The sequence below is a fragment of the Pseudomonas sp. ADAK21 genome, assembly GCF_012935735.1.
Lineage (GTDB): Bacteria > Pseudomonadota > Gammaproteobacteria > Pseudomonadales > Pseudomonadaceae > Aquipseudomonas > Aquipseudomonas proteolytica.
In genome coordinates this window covers 2,313,492-2,332,468 of sequence record NZ_CP052857.1, presented here as the reverse complement: position 1 = coordinate 2,332,468, position 18,977 = coordinate 2,313,492, and the positions used below count along the sequence as shown (strand labels likewise).

The 18,977-nt window shown below is 59.5% G+C and carries 16 protein-coding genes; 9 read left to right on the top strand and 7 right to left on the bottom strand.

Features of this window, described 5'->3' with window-relative positions:
- Position 1: 1 nt before the first annotated feature.
- Positions 2-1,939, bottom strand: a complete 1,938-nt coding sequence (locus HKK57_RS10585; protein ID WP_169390133.1) for a RecQ family ATP-dependent DNA helicase — start codon at positions 1,937-1,939, stop codon at positions 2-4.
- A gap of 262 nt (positions 1,940-2,201) precedes the next feature.
- Complete coding sequence (locus HKK57_RS10580; protein ID WP_029299795.1) at positions 2,202-3,377, bottom strand: tetratricopeptide repeat protein; 1,176 nt, start codon at positions 3,375-3,377, stop codon at positions 2,202-2,204.
- 343 nt (positions 3,378-3,720) lie between these two features.
- On the opposite strand from HKK57_RS10580, the gene HKK57_RS10575 reads away from it, so the two are divergent.
- Together HKK57_RS10575 and HKK57_RS27205 are read left to right on the top strand one after the other, a co-directional pair.
- Positions 3,721-4,152 carry a hypothetical protein gene (locus HKK57_RS10575; protein WP_186351788.1) on the top strand — a complete coding sequence of 144 codons (432 nt, stop codon included), beginning with the start codon at positions 3,721-3,723 and terminating at the stop codon, positions 4,150-4,152.
- A 274-nt stretch (positions 4,153-4,426) separates the two neighbouring features.
- A complete protein-coding gene (locus HKK57_RS27205) occupies positions 4,427-4,783 on the top strand; it encodes a DUF1493 family protein (RefSeq protein ID WP_029299791.1) in 357 nt (118 codons plus the stop codon).
- Between the two features lie 198 nt (positions 4,784-4,981).
- Here the strand turns inward: HKK57_RS27205 and HKK57_RS10565 are convergent, their stop codons facing one another.
- Positions 4,982-6,523, bottom strand: coding sequence for a phosphoenolpyruvate carboxykinase (locus HKK57_RS10565; protein ID WP_169390132.1), 1,542 nt, complete (start codon positions 6,521-6,523; stop codon positions 4,982-4,984).
- A gap of 179 nt (positions 6,524-6,702) precedes the next feature.
- Positions 6,703-7,605 (bottom strand): Hsp33 family molecular chaperone HslO, encoded by a 903-nt coding sequence (gene hslO / locus HKK57_RS10560; RefSeq protein WP_029299788.1) that lies wholly within the window; start codon positions 7,603-7,605, stop codon positions 6,703-6,705.
- A gap of 125 nt (positions 7,606-7,730) precedes the next feature.
- Here hslO and HKK57_RS10555 point away from each other — a divergent pair, with 125 nt between their 5' ends.
- Positions 7,731-8,531 (top strand): phosphatase PAP2 family protein, encoded by an 801-nt coding sequence (locus HKK57_RS10555; protein WP_070995017.1) that lies wholly within the window; start codon positions 7,731-7,733, stop codon positions 8,529-8,531.
- Between the two features lie 41 nt (positions 8,532-8,572).
- Here HKK57_RS10555 and HKK57_RS10550 read toward each other — a convergent pair whose 3' ends face one another.
- Positions 8,573-8,980, bottom strand: coding sequence for an RNA-binding S4 domain-containing protein (locus tag HKK57_RS10550; protein WP_029299784.1), 408 nt, complete (start codon positions 8,978-8,980; stop codon positions 8,573-8,575).
- A 282-nt stretch (positions 8,981-9,262) separates the two neighbouring features.
- Here HKK57_RS10550 and rimB point away from each other — a divergent pair, with 282 nt between their 5' ends.
- The gene (gene rimB / locus HKK57_RS10545) at positions 9,263-9,745 is read left to right on the top strand and encodes a retropepsin-like aspartic endopeptidase RimB (protein ID WP_169390131.1); all 483 of its coding nucleotides are present in this window, start codon (positions 9,263-9,265) and stop codon (positions 9,743-9,745) included.
- Positions 9,742-10,647 (top strand): 30S ribosomal protein S6--L-glutamate ligase, encoded by a 906-nt coding sequence (rimK, locus tag HKK57_RS10540; protein ID WP_029299780.1) that lies wholly within the window; start codon positions 9,742-9,744, stop codon positions 10,645-10,647. Before rimB ends, rimK begins: the two co-directional genes overlap by 4 nt.
- Before the next feature lie 114 nt (positions 10,648-10,761).
- Here the strand turns inward: rimK and HKK57_RS10535 are convergent, their stop codons facing one another.
- The gene (locus HKK57_RS10535) at positions 10,762-12,075 is read right to left on the bottom strand and encodes an ATP-binding protein (protein ID WP_029299778.1); all 1,314 of its coding nucleotides are present in this window, start codon (positions 12,073-12,075) and stop codon (positions 10,762-10,764) included.
- Between the two features lie 116 nt (positions 12,076-12,191).
- Entirely contained in the window at positions 12,192-12,932 is a 741-nt protein-coding gene (gene ompR / locus HKK57_RS10530) for an osmolarity response regulator transcription factor OmpR (protein ID WP_029299776.1), read from the bottom strand.
- A 334-nt stretch (positions 12,933-13,266) separates the two neighbouring features.
- On the opposite strand from ompR, the gene HKK57_RS10525 reads away from it, so the two are divergent.
- The 4 genes from HKK57_RS10525 to tauA all read left to right on the top strand — a co-directional run bounded on the left by HKK57_RS10525 (position 13,267) and on the right by tauA (position 18,966).
- Positions 13,267-15,603 carry a Tex family protein gene (locus HKK57_RS10525; protein WP_169390130.1) on the top strand — a complete coding sequence of 779 codons (2,337 nt, stop codon included), beginning with the start codon at positions 13,267-13,269 and terminating at the stop codon, positions 15,601-15,603.
- Positions 15,603-15,986 (top strand): PaaI family thioesterase, encoded by a 384-nt coding sequence (locus tag HKK57_RS10520; RefSeq protein WP_050493039.1) that lies wholly within the window; start codon positions 15,603-15,605, stop codon positions 15,984-15,986. The genes HKK57_RS10525 and HKK57_RS10520 overlap by 1 nt, the downstream gene beginning before the upstream one ends.
- A gap of 215 nt (positions 15,987-16,201) precedes the next feature.
- Entirely contained in the window at positions 16,202-17,785 is a 1,584-nt protein-coding gene (gshA, locus tag HKK57_RS10515; protein WP_029299770.1) for a glutamate--cysteine ligase, read from the top strand.
- Positions 17,786-17,988: 203 nt separating this feature from the next.
- A complete protein-coding gene (gene tauA / locus HKK57_RS10510; RefSeq protein WP_154907178.1) occupies positions 17,989-18,966 on the top strand; it encodes a taurine ABC transporter substrate-binding protein in 978 nt (325 codons plus the stop codon).
- Positions 18,967-18,977 lie beyond the last annotated feature (11 nt).

The following is an 18,977-nucleotide window of genomic DNA, read 5'->3' as shown; positions in this document are numbered from 1 at the left end:
TTTACAGGTCGTTCAGATGGACCCCGGCCCAATCCCGCACCTGGGCATACGGATACTCTTCCAGCGCGGCAAACCCTGGAATCCCGCGGGCCTTGAGTTTGGTAAACAATGGCACGCTGATCCCGCATAAAAACCGCGTCAACCGTTCAGCCCCCGGCAAGCTGCCGGTGTGCTGATGATGCCTGTGGATAAAATCCGCGCACAATGCCTGGAAGCTTTTATCCACAAGCGGCGCCAAGCCAGGTGGCGCTGGGAGATGGGCGATCTGGCCACGGCACACCGAACAATGCCCGCACTGGCGGGGCGCATCCGCATCACCAAAATACTCGGCCAGCCGAAAGCCCAGGCAACGCTCGCTGGCGAACAGCGCCAGCATCCCATGGATCCGCGCCACTTCCGTGACTTCGTGCTGCTTGAAGCCTGTGTGTAACTCGGCGCTCATGGCCTGGGGATCGAACCCGCTATCGAGCAGGCTGTAGACCTCGGTCATCTGCTTGCTCTCCAGCTCGATCAGGCCCTGCTCCTGGAAATAGTCCAGCGCCTTGACCACCCGCCCACGCTCGGCCTGGTGCAGTTGATAAAGCGCGTCGAAATCCACAGTGGCCCAGCTACGGGCCCGTTTGCATACCTGGATGATCGCGGCGACAAACTGCTGTCGCTCGCCGGAAAAACGCGCCAGCAACACATCCGGCTCCACCAGGTACTTGAAGCGATACTCGGCATAAAACGCATAGCGCGGTGCAATAACCCCCTTGAGCTCCAGTTGCACCAGCAAGGTCTTGAGCGGTAGCTCACGGATATTGCTCAGCTCTGCCAACGAGCGCAGCAGAAACTCCCATTGCCCGTCATCCCGGGCTGCCAGCAACTCCTCCAGCACCAGCCGGATGCCTTCCTGCTCGGGCGTATCGCCGTACACGAAGTTCTCCAGCACTGTGAGGCTGTCGCGATTGGCCAGCACCAGGCACTCGGAAGGCTGGCCATCACGACCGGCGCGCCCGATTTCCTGGCTGTAGTTCTCGATGGACTTGGGCAGGTCGAAGTGCACCACGTTGCGGATATCGCTCTTGTCGATGCCCATGCCGAAGGCAATGGTGGCGACGATGCAATTGGACTGCCCCCCCATAAACCGGCGCTGAATGCCCTCGCGTTGATCATGGGGCAGACCTGCGTGATAAGCCTCGGCCTGGATGCCGTGGCGGTTCAGGTGCTCGGCGATCTGCTCGGCGGTTTTCTGCAAAGTGACATAGACGATACTCGGCTGGTTGGCCCGCTCACCCATCCACTCCACCAGGCGCCGGCGCTTGTCCACGCCGCTGACCGGCTCTACCCACAGGTTGAGGTTGGGCCGGTAGAAGCCCGTGGTGATCACATCCGCGGGGGCGATGGCGAACTTGGCCTGCATATCCGCAATCACCTTGGGCGTCGCGGTGGCCGTCAACAGCAGCGCCTGGGGAATCTTGAACTGGCGCTGGTAGTCGGGGAGCTTCAGGTAGTCCGGGCGGAAGTTGTGGCCCCACTCGGAAATACAGTGCGCCTCGTCTACCACGAGTAACGAAATCGAAACGCTGTGCAAAAAGTTGCGAAAGCGCTCGTTCTTCAAGCGCTCCACGGAAATCATCAGGATTTTCAGCTCACCGGAGCGGGCCTGGGCCATGACGTCATTGGCCTCCTCGCGACTTTGCGCCGAATCGATGCTGCCGGCCGAAATACCATGACGCTGTAAAAAGCCCAACTGGTCCTGCATCAACGCCAATAGCGGCGACACCACCAGCGTCAGGTGCGGCAGCAATACGGCTGAGAGCTGATAACAGAGGGATTTGCCGGAACCGGTGGGAAAGATCGCCGCCGCCGACCGACCGGCCAGCACGGCGCTGACAGCGGCCTCCTGGCCTGGGCGAAACTGGGGGTAACCAAAGACCTGCTGGAGGGTGTCGTGCATAAGCTGTCACTCCATTGACCGCTGAACAGACCTAAAACATAGCCCGGTATTTTCAGCGGTTCGAGAAAGGTCGCGAGGAAAAGAGAGACAGGATGATACACAGGCCAGGAGGCCCAGTCGGCAATCCGGCAAACACTCAAAAACCAATGTGGGAACGGGCTTGCTCGCGAATGCGGTGTATCAGATACACATTCAGTGACTGACACTACGCATTCGCGGGCAAGCCCGCTCCCACATTTTTTACAGCGTCGTTACAGCTCGATCAGCGGTTTTGCACACGCTCAATGGCTTTGTCATACACCGGGTTGGCCTTCTGCTCCTTGGCCAACTGGTAGTGACGCAGCGCATCGGCAAACTGCCCGGCTGCTTCGTAGATCCGCGCGATGTTGTAGTAGGACCCGGCACGCACGGTAGCGGCGGTCGGGCCGCTGGCCAAAGCGATGGCCTTGCGGTTGGCCCAGATCGACTCTGCGGTGTTGCCGGCTTTCTGATAAGCCAGGCCGAGGTTGCCGTAGGCTTTGCCGAACGAGTTATCCAGTTCGATCGCCTGGCGGAAGTAGTCAATTGCCTGGTCCAGGTTACCGGCCTGGTAGGCAGCTTCGCCTTTGAGGTTCAGTTTTTTCGCATCACCCTGGACAGCAGAACTGACCACCACGGCATCAACCGCAACGCTGTCGTTGAGCAGCGGTTTGACTTCGTTGAGCACGTCCTTGGCTTCGACCAGCACGCCGGTGAAGGTATTGATGTCCTGGAAGTCGCCGCTGCCGGTCATGCGGAACACCGTCCACAAGTTGCCGGTACGATTGGTCGGCACGTAGTAGGTGCGCACCAGGGACTGGCCCATGTACACAAACACCTTGGCCTGGCTCTCGGACAGCGCCGTAGAGCCGGTGTTGGTGCGGTTGGAGAAGTCATGCACGGCGTACACATAGCTTTCGCCGTAGTGTTTTTTCTGCAGGGTGATGGTTTCCGGGCCGTAGCTGTCGGTGTCATCCACATCCAGCTCGGCGTCGGTGCCGGTCTTGCTGTTGAAGTAGATATTGTTGCCAGGGAAGATCATGTGGGAGTCAAGGTCCGAAGGCGATTGCCCCCAGGTCAGCACCACACGCAGGCCGTCGAGGTTTTCCATCACCGGGCTGATGGCGTAGGTCATGCCTTTGCACGGGCACTTGACCACCAGGTTGGAGTAGCCAGGCTTCTTGATGATCAGCAGGTTGTCGGCGCCATCGGCCACTTCGCTGGTGAGGGTGACTTGACCCTGGGCGTTGGTGCGCCCCACCACGTTCTGCGCGCCGTTGCGTTGCAGCAAGACTTCGGCGTCGGCGATTTTCTGGTCCTTGACCACCGCACTGAGCACTTCAATCGGCAACTGCTCGGCCTGGACGGCAAACGCCAGCGCACACAAAGACATCGCCGAAGCGACACGAAGCAAACCCATGCTTAACTCCCTTTAAGTAGTGGGCGGAATCGCCCTACAAGATTTTGCGGTGAAACATACGCTGAATTCAGGCGGCTTGCCGGGATTTTATACAAAATGTGACGTGGTTTTTATCCCAACTATGGGTGGGCGCCTCATAGCCCAACTTCAAGTATCGGAAGCCTCTGTAGGAAATCGCCAAGCAAGGCACCATACGCTTCCCAAACTACCTCCAGTGCAAACTCAACCCCCTACAGAATCAACCAAGCCTGATCGAAACTAGCGCCCTCTCAACCCTCTCGGCAAGAAATCCGTGGACCTTGAAAGGACTCAATACATTGGCCATTACGGGGTCACGTTCAGCGTGATTCGTTTCACCGTACGACCCAACAACAAGCAAGCACTTGCCAGTCTTTGCTTACTAGAAGCAAAGACCTCAGCGCAGGAAGTTCGCCTGCAACTACAAAATCTGTATGAGCGAATGCTCGCCCAAGACCTCCCTTGCCTCATGACAGTGGTCATTTCAAAACCGCTGACTAGAAAACAGGCAGATAGCTTGAACAACCGGAACAACGTCATCAAAGAAACTATATCGGGAGCGGTGGCAGCCCCAATTGGGCTCATGTCCAGCAAGGCAGAATCAATGGTCGAAAAAGCTACCAGCGATTTGATATCGCGCCAGCTACGCAACTTCCAGCATGCAGACATCATCATCGGCCTAGAGGCTCAGGTCAGCGGGGGAATTGGCCCGCAGCGCTCCAGCCTCTCACTACACGTGTACTCAAATGAGCCATAGTCAAATGCTCTATCTACAGGCGGCGATCTTCTTCGCCTTTTATCTGTTGCTGTATTACAAGATCACCGACTGCACACTCAGAAAACGTTTTGCTGTCACGTTTATAGCAAGCGGTTTGATCCTGACATTCTGGCTACCTTACGTAGCGATCATTCTTAGTATTCAACTGCTCCCCCTCGCTCTGTTCTTGATAGGCTTGGCACTGTTCTTCACCCGCAACAAGTACCGCTATCGCCATGACCACCCCCCTCACCCACTCCGGCGTGCCCCCACCATGAACCTGGCCCCGCACTTCCCAGAAGACCCCGTCATGCAGCAGCTCCTGCAATTGCTGCATGAAGAAATCGGCCTGCCCAAGCACAAGACCATCCGCCTTAAAACTTCGCTCAACTTCGACCTCGGGTGCGACGGCGCGGAGGCCAGGCAGTTTATGGAAGCGCTGGAGCAGACATTTGATCTGGACCTGGGCGACTATGATGCCTACCGTTACTTCAACCCACCGGTGTTTGACGTGTTCCTCAAACATCGCGCCAAGGGCCGGGGCGAGAAGATGCCGCTCACCATCGGCATGCTTTACCTGGCCATCAAGACTCATAGCTGGGATACGCAGACGCTGGAAAATCTGAGCTAAAGAACACTGCGTCATTAATGTCTGTGGGCTCGTGATAGCGGTGGGTCAGTCAATGCATCCAGCGGTTGATACACCGCAATCGCGAGCAAGCCCACATTCGGATCTGCGCCTTTTGCCGTCCTGCTCTACGTTCATAGAGATTTGCGCGCGCACAAAAAAGCCGCCCACTAGGGGCGGCTTTTTAACAGCTGGCGAATCTTACAACTTAGGACCCGCTGCCTTGATCGCGTCGCTCACTTCAAACTTCTTGAAGTTCTCGACGAACAGGCCGGCCAGAGCCTTCGCGGCTTCGTCGTAGGCTGCTTTGTCAGCCCAGGTGTTACGTGGGTTCAACAGGCCAGTCTCAACGCCCGGTACGGCCAATGGCACGTCGAGGTTGATGGTGTCCAGGTGCTCGGTTTGCGCACCGATCAACGCGCCGCTCTGGATCGCTGCGATCACTGCACGGGTGGTAGGGATGTTGAAGCGCTTGCCAACACCGTAGCCGCCGCCGGTCCAGCCGGTGTTGACCAGGTAGACCTTGGAGCCGAAGCCGCGGATGCGCTTGATCAGCAGCTCTGCGTATTCGCCAGCCGGACGCGGGAAGAACGGCGCGCCGAAGCAGGTAGAGAACGTCGACTTGATGCCGCTGCCCGAGCCCATTTCAGTCGAGCCCACCAGTGCGGTGTAGCCGGACAGGAAGTGGTAGGCCGCTTGTTCTTCGTTGAGGATCGACACCGGTGGCAGCACGCCAGTCAGGTCGCAGGTCAGGAAGATCACTGCGTTCGGCTCGCCACCCAGGTTCTTCTCGGAACGCTTGGCAACGTGCTCCAGTGGGTACGCGGCGCGGCTGTTCTGGGTCAGGCTGACATCGGTGTAGTCGGCGTGCTTGGCATCGTTGATCACGACGTTTTCCAGGACTGCGCCGTGCTTGATGGCTTTCCAGATTACCGGCTCGTTCTTCTCGGACAGGTCGATGCACTTGGCATAGCAACCGCCTTCGATGTTGAACACCACGCCTTCGCCCCAACCGTGTTCGTCGTCACCAATCAGGTAACGGCTTTCGTCGGCAGACAGGGTGGTCTTGCCGGTGCCGGACAGGCCGAAGAACAGGGTCACGTCGCCGTCTTCACCGATGTTGGCAGCGCAGTGCATTGGCAGCACGTCAGCCACCGGCAGCAGGAAGTTCTGCACCGAGAACATGGCTTTCTTCATCTCGCCGGCGTAACGCATGCCTGCGATCAGAACTTTCTTCTGGGCGAAGTTGAGGATCACGCAACCATCGGAGTTGGTGCCGTCACGCTCAGGTACGCATTCGAAGTTGGCAACGTTGAGCACTTGCCATTCTTCACGACCGGCCGGGTTGTACTGGGCCGGGTTGATGAACAGGCAACGACCGAACAGGTTCTGCCAGGCAGTCTGGGTGGTCATTTTCACGGCCAGGTAGTGGTCTTCGGCAGCACCAACGTGAACGTGGGAAACGAAATGCTCTTGCGCGTTGTTGAAAGCCTCGACGCGAGCCCACAGGGCATCGAACTTGTCGGCCGGGAACTTGCGGTTGATCGGGCCCCAGGCAATGGCGGCCTGGGTGGACGGCTCTTCAACGATGAAACGGTCGACTGGCGAACGCCCGGTACGGTGACCGGTTTCTACGACCAGCGCGCCGGTATCGGCAAGCACGCCTTCACCGCGCTGCAGGGCTTCTTTGACCAGATCGTCAACACTCAGATCGGTGTATACGGCGTTATTGGCTTGCGTCATGAGGTTCCCCGTCGGCCTATGGCCGAGTGCTCCAAACGTTTTGTAGTAGAAAGTTGCGCACTACTACCGCGAAAAAAGTGGGCCGGATTATGCCAGAAAAGCCCAAAAAAAGTAGGGCCCTCCCGTCAGAACACCTCTAATCCGGCGTTTGTCAGGTGATTTACCTGTGCTTAAACGTTTTAGTGGTGGGTGCCCGAAGGGGTGTCAACGCCAGCGCCAGCGAACAATTGGGCGATATCGGCAGCGTCGAACAGGTAGCGTTGATTGCAGAACTGGCAGTCGATTTCGATTCGGCCACCATGCTCCACAGCCAGGTTTTGCGCATCTTCCAGGCCCAGGCTCACCAGGGCATTGCCCGAACGCTCGCGGGAACAGCTGCAATGGAAACGCAGCGATTGCGCATCGAACAGACGCACCTCTTCTTCGTGGTACAGGCGGTGCAGGATGGTTTCGTTGTCCAGGCCCAGCAGCTCTTCGGCAGTCAGCGTACCGGCCAGGGCAGTGAGGCCGCGCCAGCTTTCTTCGCGCTCATCCTCATCCTTGATGCGGTCGGCCGGCAGCTGTTGCAACAGCAGGCCACGGGCGCGCTTGCCATCCGCATTGAGCCAGAAGCGGGTGCCCACTTGCTGGGACATGACGAAATAGTTGGTGAAGCAGTCGGACAGGGTTTCACCGTCCAGGTCGACAATGCCCTGGTAGCGCTGGCCAACGGTCGGGTCGATGGTCAACGCCAGTACGCCGTTGGGCATCAGGTCGGCGAGGGTCGCGTCCGCCGGGATCTGGTCCTCTTCATAACGGGCCAGGCCACGGATTTCGCGCTCGCTGGAGCACTCGATCATCAGCATGGGAACCGGGCCTTCGGAACGGGCCTGCAGAATCAGCAAGCCATCGAACTTCATGGTGCCCACCAGCAGCGACGCGGCGGCCATCAGTTCGCCGAGCAGCTGTGCGACCGGCTCCGGATAGGGGTGCTTGGCAAGGACTTCGGCATAGCTGCGCTCCAGGGCAACCAGTTCGCCACGAGCGTCGTTGTCGTCAAAGAGGAAACGTTGGGTGAAGTCGGTATCCGGTAGATCAGTCATAGGTCTGGGTATCTGAATTGATGACAAAGTGATGACAATGTTTCTAAAATTATGCGCTTTAGCACCAATTTGGTGCGCTTTTCTTCCGATAGATGAAGAGTTTTAGAGCGAAGAGGAAACAGTTTATGAACAATCCGGGTTTGTTCCAAGCCAAGTGGAACCTCGGGCGATTGGCCCTGTGCAATTTACTCGCTCTGGGGCTGCTGTGTTTTTGGCTATGGCCCGCAGGCCAGATGCTTTGCGTGATATTCGACGAATGGCTGTTTCATCTACTCAACGACCCTCTGGCCAGCAACCCGACCTGGCTGCATGTCTGGGCAGTAGCGAGCCTGCGACCATTTGATGCGGTGGTCGGGGTAATCCTGCTGATGCTGCTGATTCGCGGCGAATGGGTGTTCAAGGCGATTGAGGTGCGCCAGGCGTTTTTTGGTTTCCTCGCGATCCTGCTGTTACTGCTGTTTATCCGCATGCTGTTTTCCAAGCTCGCGGCGCAGATGGGCTGGCAGCACAACAGCCCCTCTATGGTGATCAGCGGGGCGATCCACATGAGCGACTACTTCCCTGACCTGGAAAAAACCTGGGAGTTGAAGGACCGCTCCAGCCAGAGCTTCCCTGGGGACCACGCTTCGGTGCTGCTGATCTGGGGGATGTTCATGAGTGTATTTGCCAAGCGGATCGGGCAAGTCGTGCTGGTCTGGGGGCTGGCGCTGCTGTTCATGATGCCGCGCCTGGTGGCCGGTGCACACTGGGGGCAAGACGACTATATCGGTGGCGTGCTGCTGGCGCTGTTGGCACTGGGCTGGGGTTATTACACGCCGTTTGCTGCGAAGGTCTCGGGTTGGCTGCTGCGCGTGACCGAACCGGTATTCGGGTTGTTGCAACGAGTACCTGTGATCAATCGCTTGAGCGTGATCCGCAACGCCTGAGCCCAGGTGCAGGAGCCTGGCCGGCTCCTGCACGTAAAGCCTCACTCATCATTGCCGCTGCCGCGAAACTTGAACAGGTCGCGGCGCTGTTTCTTGCTTGGCTTGCCGTCGGTGCTCATACCCAACGCTCCGGCCTTGCGCATGGCGGCCGCATTCTCGCGCTTGGCGATACTTGCCGGCGTCTCGGTATACAGCGCCTGCGCTTCGGGAGCGCCCCGGCGGACGATGGAAAGCGCCTGCACCACCACGGTCTTCTCTTCAAAGCCAACACGAATCTGCAACTCGTCGCCAATGTGCGGTTCCTTGCCCGGCTTGCAGCGTTCGCCACGGCAATGCACCTTGCCGCTCTCGATGGCGGCCTTGGCCAAGGCCCGGGTCTTGTAGAAACGCGCAGCCCACAACCACTTGTCCAAACGGACTTTTTCGTCATCTTCCTGCTTTTGAGCCACTTGAATTCCTCGCTCTGAAAAATGTCGCAACTTAACCGTCGAACCCCTTCGACGCACAAACGCCAAGGCTCACCTAAGATACGCCAGGTGTCAGGCAGTTTCCCTTCAGCCATGGTTTTTTATGGCGTGAAGATATCTGTCGCCATTTGGTGAATATTCTGCGTGAATACCGCGAATTCGGCTCCAAGCGCCCGTCAACGTTCCAGGGTTGTCATAATCCGTGAGCAGTTGGACGCTAGTGTCGTTTGACGTCGAAATATTTCTGATTGCCGGTTGTTCATATTGAAGACATTTGACCATTTGACCGTTGTCGGTCTGCGTGAATGGGTGGCGCTTCCCGATCTGGGAGTGGCGGGCCTGCGTGCGAAGATCGACACCGGGGCCAGTACCTCCAGCCTGCATGCCACCGAGATCGAGACTTTTGAGCGTGACGGTGAAAAGTGGGTGCGTTTCACGGCGCACCTGGGCAGCGTGGTGCAACTGCGTCACCGGCGTTGCGAAGCGCCGCTGGTGGCGATGAAAACCATTAAAAGCTCCAACGGCCAGGCGCAGGTGCGCTACGTCATCAGCACCACCCTGGCCCTGGGTGATCGGGTATGGCGGGTGGAGTTCACCCTGGCTTGCCGCAAAACCATGCGTTACCGCCTGTTGCTAGGTTCCAAAGCCCTGATCGACGGCCAGTTGGTGGTCAACCCGGGGCTCAAGTACGTTCAAGACAAGCCGGTGTTCCCGGTCTCTACTATTGCTGCCACAGGTGTTGCATGAAGATCGCTGTGCTGTCGCGTAACCCGCGTCTGTATTCCACCCGTCGTCTGGTCGAGGCCGGCACCGAACGGGGCCATGAGATGGTGGTGATCGATACGTTGCGCGCCTATATGAACATTGCCAGTCATAAGCCGCAGATCCACTATCGGGGCAAACCACTGGAAGGCTTCGACGCGGTGATCCCGCGCATCGGCGCCTCGGTGACCTTCTACGGCTGCGCGGTACTGCGCCAGTTTGAAATGATGGGGGTGTTTCCGCTCAACGAATCGGTGGCCATTGCTCGCTCCCGGGACAAGCTGCGCTCCCTGCAGTTGCTGTCGCGCCGCGGTATCGGCTTGCCAGTGACCGGCTTTGCCCACTCCCCCGATGACATTCCCGACCTGATCGAGATGGTCAACGGCGCTCCCCTGGTGATCAAGGTGCTGGAAGGCACCCAAGGCATTGGCGTAGTGATGTGTGAAACTGCCACGGCGGCTGAGTCGGTGATCGAGGCGTTCATGGGCCTCAAGCAGAACATCATGGTCCAGGAATACATCAAGGAAGCCGGCGGCGCTGATATCCGTTGCTTCGTGGTGGGGGACAAGGTGATTGCGGCGATGAAGCGCCAGGCCAAGCCAGGGGAGTTTCGCTCCAACCTGCACCGGGGCGGCAGCGCCAGCCTGATCAAGATCACCCCGGAAGAACGCATGACCGCCCTGCGTGCGGCCAAGGTCATGGGCTTGAGTGTGGCGGGAGTGGATATCCTGCGCTCCAACCACGGGCCACTGGTGATGGAAGTGAACTCTTCACCGGGCCTGGAAGGGATCGAAACCACCACCAACAAGGATGTGGCGGGGATCATCATTCAGCATCTGGAGAAGAACAGCGGGCCGAACATGACTCGTACCAAAGGCAAGGGCTGAGAACCCTTGTAGGATCTGGCTTGCCAGCGATGACTGACTAACATTCAACATCAATGTCGACTGTTATATCTTCGCGCAGGCAAGCCAGCTCCCACATTTGATATTCGTAAGGGTTTAGACCGCATCTCGGGGCAACATCAGCCCCAACGGCAAGCGCACCCGCGCCTCCAACCCGCCATCGGCACGGTTGCGCAGTTCGACATTGCCGCCATGCATCGAAGCAATCCGCCGCACAATCGCCAACCCCAGCCCGGTCCCCTTGCCACCACGGGCCCGATCGCCACGGGTGAAGGGGTTGAAGATGCCCTCCAGTTCCGCCGGATCGATCCCTGCACCACGGTCCATGACACTCAACACCACATAAGGCGCGTTGGTATCACCCGACACATAGGCGGCGACTTCCACCTCAGTCCCCGCGTGATGCAGGGCATTACCGATCAGGTTGTTCAGCAGGCGTTTCATCGAGACCCGACGCAAGGCAAAGGGCTGGATCGGCTCCAGGCGCATGCGCACCTGCTCGCCGTTCTGGTTATAGGGCGCCACGACCTCGCGTACCAGGTCGGTCAAGTCGACTTCCTCTACCACCTCATCGCGACCATCGCGGATAAACGCCAGGAACTGGTCGAGAATCGCATCCATATCTTCGATGTCGCGGACCATGTCATCGGTAAGATCGGTGTGGTTGCCCATCAATTCCAGGGACAGGCGCAAACGTGTCAGGGGCGTGCGCAGGTCATGGGATACCCCGGCCAACATCAGCTCGCGTTCACGCCCGGCCTGTTCGACATCTTCGGCCATTTGATTGAACGCGCTGTACACCTCGGTCATTTCGCTGGGCGTGTCGCTGATTGGCAGGCGCACACTGCGACCTTGCCCCAGTTGCCTGGCAGCAAACACCAGGCGCTTGAGCGGCTGGTTGAGTTGGCGCACGAAAATCCAGGCCGACGCGGTGGAAAGCAGGCCAATGGCCAGGAACCAGCCGAGTACGTTCCAGATTTTCTGCCCCCGTAGCGGATGGGGATACAGTGGCACTTTCAGCCATCCATCCCCCAGGCTAGGGGCTCGAACCCACAGGGCTGGCGAAACATGCATGCGTAGCCGCACCTCAGTGTCCTCGCCCAGTTCGGCCTGCATCTGGCGCTGGTAGATCTCGCTATAGGGCCAATGCTGCTCGCCCTCGGGAACACCCGCGCCCACCACGCGAGTCAAGGTCGCTGCCTTGGCGATTTTTTCACGGTTCTCCGGATCGGCAGCCCAATAGGCACGCAATGTCAGCGCCACACCGTGGCTGTACTGTCGATCCACCAGCACGTCTTCGTTCATCAGCAGGTAAACGAGGGTCAGGGCCTTGGAAAACAGAACGACGATCAGCACCAGCCAAAGGGTGCGGGAGAAGAAACTCTGGGGGAACCACAGCGGGGTTTTCATAGAAGACAGCTAGACACCTGGCAAGAGCGAGCACGGCTCGCAGAATTGCAGACGCCGGGCATCCGGCCGACCCATTGGGATCGAACTCCGGAGTACCCGCCTGTGCAAATCATCGGTTACTTGGTTGCTGTGCCATCCGGCACAAACACGTAACCCACGCCCCACACTGTCTGGATATAACGCGGCTTGGACGGATCCGGCTCGATCATCCGGCGCAGACGGGAAATCTGCACATCGATGGAGCGCTCCAGGGCATCCCACTCGCGCCCCCGGGCCAGGTTCATCAGCTTGTCACGGGTCAGCGGTTGGCGAGCGTTCATCACCAGCGCCTTGAGTACCGCGAATTCACCGGTGGTGAGCATATGGACTTCTTCGCCACGCTTGAGCTCACGGGTCGCCAGCGACAGTTCGTAGTCACCGAAGGTCACGCTTTCGTCTTCGCTGCCTGGAGCGCCCGGGACGGGAGCCGCCTGGCGACGCAATACGGCCTTGACCCGAGCCATCAGCTCGTCGGGGTTGAACGGCTTGGCCAGGTAATCGTCGGCGCCCAGTTCCAGGCCCTTGATACGACTCAGCTCGTCGCCCTTGGCGGTCAGCATGATGATCGGGATCTGGTTGTTGCTACTGCGCAGGCGCTTGCAGGCCGTCAGGCCGTCTTCGCCCGGCAACATCAGGTCGAGTACGACCAGATTGAAGACTTCGCGCCCCAGCAGGCGGTCCATCTGCTCGGTGTTCGGCACCGCGCGGGCACGGTAGCCCTTGGAGGTGAAGAACCGCTCCAGCAGGCTGCTCAGCCCCGGATCGTCATCAACGATGAGAATTTTTTCGCCTTCAGCAGTTTGTGCAGTGCTGCTCATTGGATGCTCCTCTTATCTGGCGCGCATTATGGCTTAGCTGCCGTTATACGCACGGTACGCATTGTTAGCAGATTTTTCTCCAACCACCAGTGCACGTGCCCTTGGCGCAATCCCCCCAAGAAGTGAACGCTGGTTATAATGCCGCGCCTCAGTGCCCGGCCATGCCATGGCCGGCCTGGTGTTTTTTCATCTGCTTGTCGTGACTTTTTCGATTTCGAGGGTCAATAGGCTGCCTCTTGACCCAGGCAGCGGCGCCAGTCGGGCCGCTCAACCAGCCGCGCACGGCCTTGTTTTCCGGGCCTGCGAACTGCTTTCAAGAATTTCAGGTGGTTTTATGGACAGCATCAACAGCCGCATCGCCGAGGAACTCGGTGTACGCCCACAACAGGTCGAAGCGGCCGTCGCTCTACTGGATGAAGGCTCCACGGTGCCCTTCATCGCCCGTTACCGTAAAGAAGTGACCGGCAGCCTCGATGACATCCAGCTGCGGCATCTGGAAGAACGCCTGCGCTACCTGCGAGAACTCGACGAACGGCGTGTCAGCATCCTCGCCAGCATCCAGGAGCAGGGCAAGCTGACCCCGCAACTTGAACGCGATATCAAGCTCGCCGACACCAAGACCCGCCTCGAAGACCTGTACCTGCCGTACAAGCAGAAGCGCCGCACCAAGGGCCAGATCGCCCTGGAAGCCGGCCTCGGCGAGCTGGCCGACGGCCTGTTCAACGACCCGTCCCTGGCCCCGGAAGCCGAAGCTGCGCGCTTTGTCGATGCTGAAAAAGGCATCGCCGACGTCAAGGCTGCCCTCGAAGGCGCCAAGTACATCCTCATGGAGCGTTTCGCCGAGGATGCCAACCTGCTGGAAAAATTGCGTAACTACCTGAAACAGGAAGCCACCCTCAGCGCCCGCGTCATCGCCGGCAAAGAGGAAGAAGGCGCCAAGTTCCGCGATTACTTCGAACACGACGAACCGCTGAAAAGCATGCCGTCCCACCGCGCACTCGCCATTTTCCGTGGTCGCAACGAAGGCATTCTCAGCTCCGCATTGAAAGTCGGCGACGAACTGCCGGGCACCATGCACCCGTGCGAAGGCATGATCGGCCAACAATTCGGCATCCAGAATCAGAATCGTCCTGCGGACAAGTGGCTCAGTGAAGTCGTGCGCTGGACCTGGAAGGTCAAGCTCTACACCCACCTGGAAACCGACCTGCTGGGCGAATTGCGCGACGGCGCCGAAACCGAAGCGATCAACGTGTTCGCCCACAACCTGCACGACCTGCTGCTGGCAGCGCCAGCCGGCCCGCGCGCGACCCTGGGCCTGGACCCGGGCCTGCGCACCGGTTGCAAGGTCGCCGTGGTCGACGCCACCGGCAAGCTGCTGGACCACGCCACCGTGTACCCACACGTGCCCCACAACAAGTGGGACCAGACCATCGCCATCCTGGCCGCCCTATGTGCCAAGCACGCGGTAGATCTGATCGCCATCGGCAACGGCACCGCCAGCCGCGAAACCGATAAGCTGGCCCTGGAGCTGATCAAAAAATACCCAGGCATGAAAATGACCAAGGTCATGGTCTCCGAAGCCGGCGCTTCGGTGTACTCGGCGTCGGAACTGGCCTCCAAGGAATTCCCCGACCTCGATGTGTCGATCCGTGGTGCCGTATCCATCGCCCGCCGCCTGCAGGATCCCCTGGCCGAGTTGGTGAAGATCGACCCCAAATCCATCGGCGTCGGCCAGTACCAGCACGATGTGTCGCAGCTCAAACTGGCGCGCGGCCTGGATGCGGTGGTGGAAGACTGTGTGAACAAGGTCGGCGTCGACGTAAACACCGCCTCGGTCGCCTTGCTCGCACGGATTTCCGGCCTCAACGCCACCCTGGCGCAGAATATCGTCAACCATCGTGACGAAAACGGCGCGTTCAAGACCCGTGCAGCGCTGAAAAAAGTCGCACGCCTTGGCGAAAAAACCTTCGAACAAGCCGCCGGTTTCCTGCGTGTCATGAATGGCGACAACCCGCTGGACTCCTCGGCCGTCCACCCGGAGGCCTATCCGCTGGTACAACGCATTGCCGCCGAGACCGACCGCGATATCCGCTCGCTGATCGGCGACGCCGCGTTCCTCAAGCGTCTGGATCCGAAGAAGTACACCGACGAAACCTTCGGCGTGCCGACCATCACCGACATCCTGCAAGAGCTTGAAAAACCAGGCCGCGACCCGCGCCCCGAGTTCAAGACCGCCGAGTTCCAGGAAGGCGTCGAAGACCTCAAGGACCTGCAACTGGGGATGATTCTCGAAGGCGTGGTGACCAACGTGACCAACTTCGGCGCATTTGTGGACATCGGCGTGCATCAAGACGGTTTGGTGCACATTTCTGCGCTTTCGGAGAAGTTCATCAAGGACCCGCGCGAGGCAGTGAAGGCCGGTGACGTGGTCAAGGTCAAGGTCATGGAAGTCGATATCCCACGCAAACGCGTGGGCCTGTCGATGCGCATGAGCGATACCCCCGGCGAGAAAATCGATGGCGCCCGTGGCGCACGTCCGGGTTCGGCACCGCGCCAGTCGCAAAACCGCTCGGAAAACAGCGCACCACGCAAGGAAACCGCCACCGCAGCCCCGGCAAACAATGCCATGGCTTCGCTGTTCGCCAACGCCAAGCAACTGAAGAAACGCTGATGGATCTGCCCGCCGGCCAGACCCACAGCGCCTTCAGCCAACTGCTCGGCTGCCGCCTGCAACGCCTGGACCAGGGCGTTGCCGAGGTGACCCTGAGCCTGGAGCCACACCTGCGCAACCGCGCAGGCAAGCTCCATGGCGGGGCGATTTTCAGCCTGGTGGACATTGCCATGGGGCTGGCCTGCTCCAGCGCCCATGGCTTTGACCAACAAAGCGCGACCATCGAGTGCAAAATCAACTACATCCGCGCCGTGTCCGACGGCGACGTGCTGTGTACCGCCCGGGTCATCCACCCCGGCCGGCGCACGCTGGTGGTCGAGGCCGAGGTGTATCAGGAGCAAAAACTCGTCGCAAAAGCACAAGGCACCTTCGCTGTCCTATAGCTCCCTGTGATCAATTTGGGTTAATTTCGGCGCTGCGAAAACAGCGTCGGAATTTTCTTCCTGCGTAATAGCCTAATTCAGGGAATGAAGTCGGCACTTTCAGAGCAGGTTATTCCGGCTCGAAAACCAGGCGATAACGCCAGTTTTAACTTCACCCTTGTAGACCGTCTTGCCCACCCCCATATTGGGGCGACTGACGCGTGAAGGAATCCAACTTGAGCGAACTTCTCAACCGCCGCCTGGCTCTGCTCGGCAAGCGCGAACACCTCTCTTTGCTTGAGCACTGCCTGCACGGCATCGAGCGTGAATGCCTGCGTGTCACCGGCGGAGGCCGCCTGGCTCAAACGCCGCATCCAGAGGCCCTGGGCGCCGCATTGACCCATGAATCGATCACCACCGACTATTCCGAGTCGCTGCTGGAGTTCATCACGCCGGCACTGCCAAACCCGGCAGACACCCTGCGCAGCCTCGACCGAATTCACCGTTTTGCCTACAGCAAGCTCGGCAACGAGTACCTGTGGAGTCCATCGATGCCGTGCCCGTTGCCGGCCGAGGAAGATATTCCGATTGCCTACTACGGCACCTCCAACATCGGACAGCTCAAGTACGTGTATCGCAAGGGCCTGGCCCTGCGCTACGGCAAGACCATGCAGTGCATCGCCGGAATCCACTACAACTTCTCCCTGCCGGAAGAGCTGTGGCCGCTGCTCAAGGAAACCGAAGGCTTCGTGGGCACCGACCGTGACTACCAGTCCACGGCCTATATCGCCCTGATCCGTAACTTCCGCCGCTACAGCTGGCTGCTGATGTACCTGTTCGGTGCCTCGCCGGCCCTGGATGCAGGCTTTTTGCGCGGGCGCTCCCATCAGCTTGAACAGTTCGATGCCGACACCCTCTACCTGCCGTATGCCACCAGCCTGCGCATGAGCGACCTGGGCTACCAAAGCAACGCCCAGGCCGGCCTTACTCCTTGCTACAACGATCTGGCCAGCTACACCGACAGCCTGCGTGAAGCGGTGGCAACGCCCTACGCACCTTACGTCGAAGTCGGCACCCATAAGGATGGTGAGTGGGTGCAACTCAACACCAACATCCTGCAGATCGAAAACGAGTACTACTCCAACATCCGCCCCAAGCGCGTGACCTACACCGGCGAACGGCCGATCCAGGCGCTGATGGCCCGTGGCATCCAGTACATCGAAGTGCGCTGCCTGGACATCAACCCGTTCCTGCCGATGGGTATCGATTTGCCAGAGTCGCGCTTCCTCGATGCGTTCCTGCTGTACTGCGCGCTGAATGACAGCCCGTTGTTCGAAAACAACGAGTGCGGGAATGCCACATCGAACTTCCTCAGCGTGGTCAAGGAAGGCCGGCGCCCGGGTCTGCAATTGCAGCGTCGCGGGCAACCCGTGGAAATGAAGGCATGGGCCGCCGAACTGCTGGAGAAAATCGCCCCGCTGGCCGCACTGCTGGACCAGAGCCATGGCATCAATGAGCACAGCCAGGCGCTGGATGCCCAATTGGCGAAGATTCAGGACCCGTCCCTGACCCCGTCGGCCCAGGTGTTGGCGGCGATGCAGGAGCGCAAGGAAAGCTTTGCGCAGTTCTCCCTGCGCCAGAGCGAAGTGCATGCCGAGTACTTCCGCAGCGAGCCGTTGCCGGCGGACGAACAAGCACGCTTTGAAGAGCTGGCCCGCAGTTCCCTGGCACAACAGGCCGAGCTTGAGCAGAACGAAGTGGGCGATTTCGATGTGTTTGTCGGGTCTTACCAGGCCAGCATCCTGGCGATCAGCAACTGACACGCCCTTTGTAGGAGCGAGCTTGCTCGCGAAAAACTCAAGCACGCCGCGTTTATCCAAGCCGAACGCGTCATCGTTAAGGTTTTTCGCGAGCAAGCTCGCTCCTACATAAGCTAATTCGAAAATGTTATTTATTTTCGGATTCTTAGATCATTTAGTCTCCTCCCACGCCGACCCTCGGCCGCCTGATGAGGAGCTACACCATGAAACTGCCTTCCCCTTTGCGCCTCCTGGCGGCTGTATCCCTGGCCGGCGCGAGCCTGTTTGCCCAGGCGGCCGACGTGACTATCGCCTACCAGACCACCGTTGACCCGGCCAAAGTCGCCCAGGCCGACGGCGCTTATGAAAAAGCCACCAACGCCAAGATCGACTGGCGCAAATTCGACAATGGCGCCGATATCATCGCCGCCATCGCGTCCGGCGACGTGCAGATCGGCTATCTCGGTTCCAGCCCGCTGACCGCCGCCATCACCCGCAAAGTCCCGGTGCAGACCTTCCTCGTCGCGACCCAGATCGGTGGCGCCGAAGCCCTGGTGGCGCGCAACGGTTCCGGGATCAACAGCCCCCAGGACCTGATCGGCAAGAAAATCGCCGTGCCGTTCGTGTCCACCGGCCACTACAGCCTGCTGGCCGCGCTCAAACACTGGAACATCGATCCCGCGAAAGTCACCGTGCTCAACCTCGCCCCGCCGGCCATCATTGCGGCGTGGAAGCGTGGCGATATCGACGCTACTTATGTCTGGGACCCGGCCCTGGGCGTGGCCAAGGAAAACGGCAAAGTGCTGATCACCTCCGGCGAACTGGCCAAGTTCGGCGCGCCGACCTTCGATGCCTGGATCGTGCGTAAGGACTTTGCCGAGAAGCACCCGGAAATCGTCAGCGCCTTCGCCAAAGTCACCCTCGATGCCTACGCCCAATACCGCAAAGACCCACAAGCCTGGCTGGCCGACAAGGGCAACGTCGACAAACTGGTGAAGCTCTCCGGCGCCAAGGCCAGCGACATTCCGCTGCTGCTGCAAGGCAACGTCTACCCGCTGGCCGCCGACCAAGTGACGCTGCTTGGCGCCCCCACCACCAAGGCTGTGACCGACACCGCCACGTTCCTCAAGGAACAAGGCAAGGTCGAGGCCGTGCTGCCGGACTACGCCCCTTACGTCAGCGCCAAGTTCATCACCAACTGATCGGGAGTTCA

What these genes read in the sequence shown, in the direction of transcription:
- HKK57_RS10585 (WP_169390133.1), bottom strand. Translation starts at nt 1,939, where the DNA reads ATGCACGACACCCTCCAGCAGGTCTTTGGTTACCCCCAGTTTCGCCCA.
- HKK57_RS10580 (WP_029299795.1), bottom strand. Translation starts at nt 3,377, where the DNA reads ATGGGTTTGCTTCGTGTCGCTTCGGCGATGTCTTTGTGTGCGCTGGCG.
- HKK57_RS27205 (WP_029299791.1), top strand. Translation starts at nt 4,427, where the DNA reads ATGAACCTGGCCCCGCACTTCCCAGAAGACCCCGTCATGCAGCAGCTC.
- HKK57_RS10565 (WP_169390132.1), bottom strand. Translation starts at nt 6,523, where the DNA reads ATGACGCAAGCCAATAACGCCGTATACACCGATCTGAGTGTTGACGAT.
- hslO (WP_029299788.1), bottom strand. Translation starts at nt 7,605, where the DNA reads ATGACTGATCTACCGGATACCGACTTCACCCAACGTTTCCTCTTTGAC.
- HKK57_RS10555 (WP_070995017.1), top strand. Translation starts at nt 7,731, where the DNA reads ATGAACAATCCGGGTTTGTTCCAAGCCAAGTGGAACCTCGGGCGATTG.
- rimK (WP_029299780.1), top strand. Translation starts at nt 9,742, where the DNA reads ATGAAGATCGCTGTGCTGTCGCGTAACCCGCGTCTGTATTCCACCCGT.
- HKK57_RS10535 (WP_029299778.1), bottom strand. Translation starts at nt 12,075, where the DNA reads ATGAAAACCCCGCTGTGGTTCCCCCAGAGTTTCTTCTCCCGCACCCTT.
- ompR (WP_029299776.1), bottom strand. Translation starts at nt 12,932, where the DNA reads ATGAGCAGCACTGCACAAACTGCTGAAGGCGAAAAAATTCTCATCGTT.
- HKK57_RS10525 (WP_169390130.1), top strand. Translation starts at nt 13,267, where the DNA reads ATGGACAGCATCAACAGCCGCATCGCCGAGGAACTCGGTGTACGCCCA.
- HKK57_RS10520 (WP_050493039.1), top strand. Translation starts at nt 15,603, where the DNA reads ATGGATCTGCCCGCCGGCCAGACCCACAGCGCCTTCAGCCAACTGCTC.
- tauA (WP_154907178.1), top strand. Translation starts at nt 17,989, where the DNA reads ATGAAACTGCCTTCCCCTTTGCGCCTCCTGGCGGCTGTATCCCTGGCC.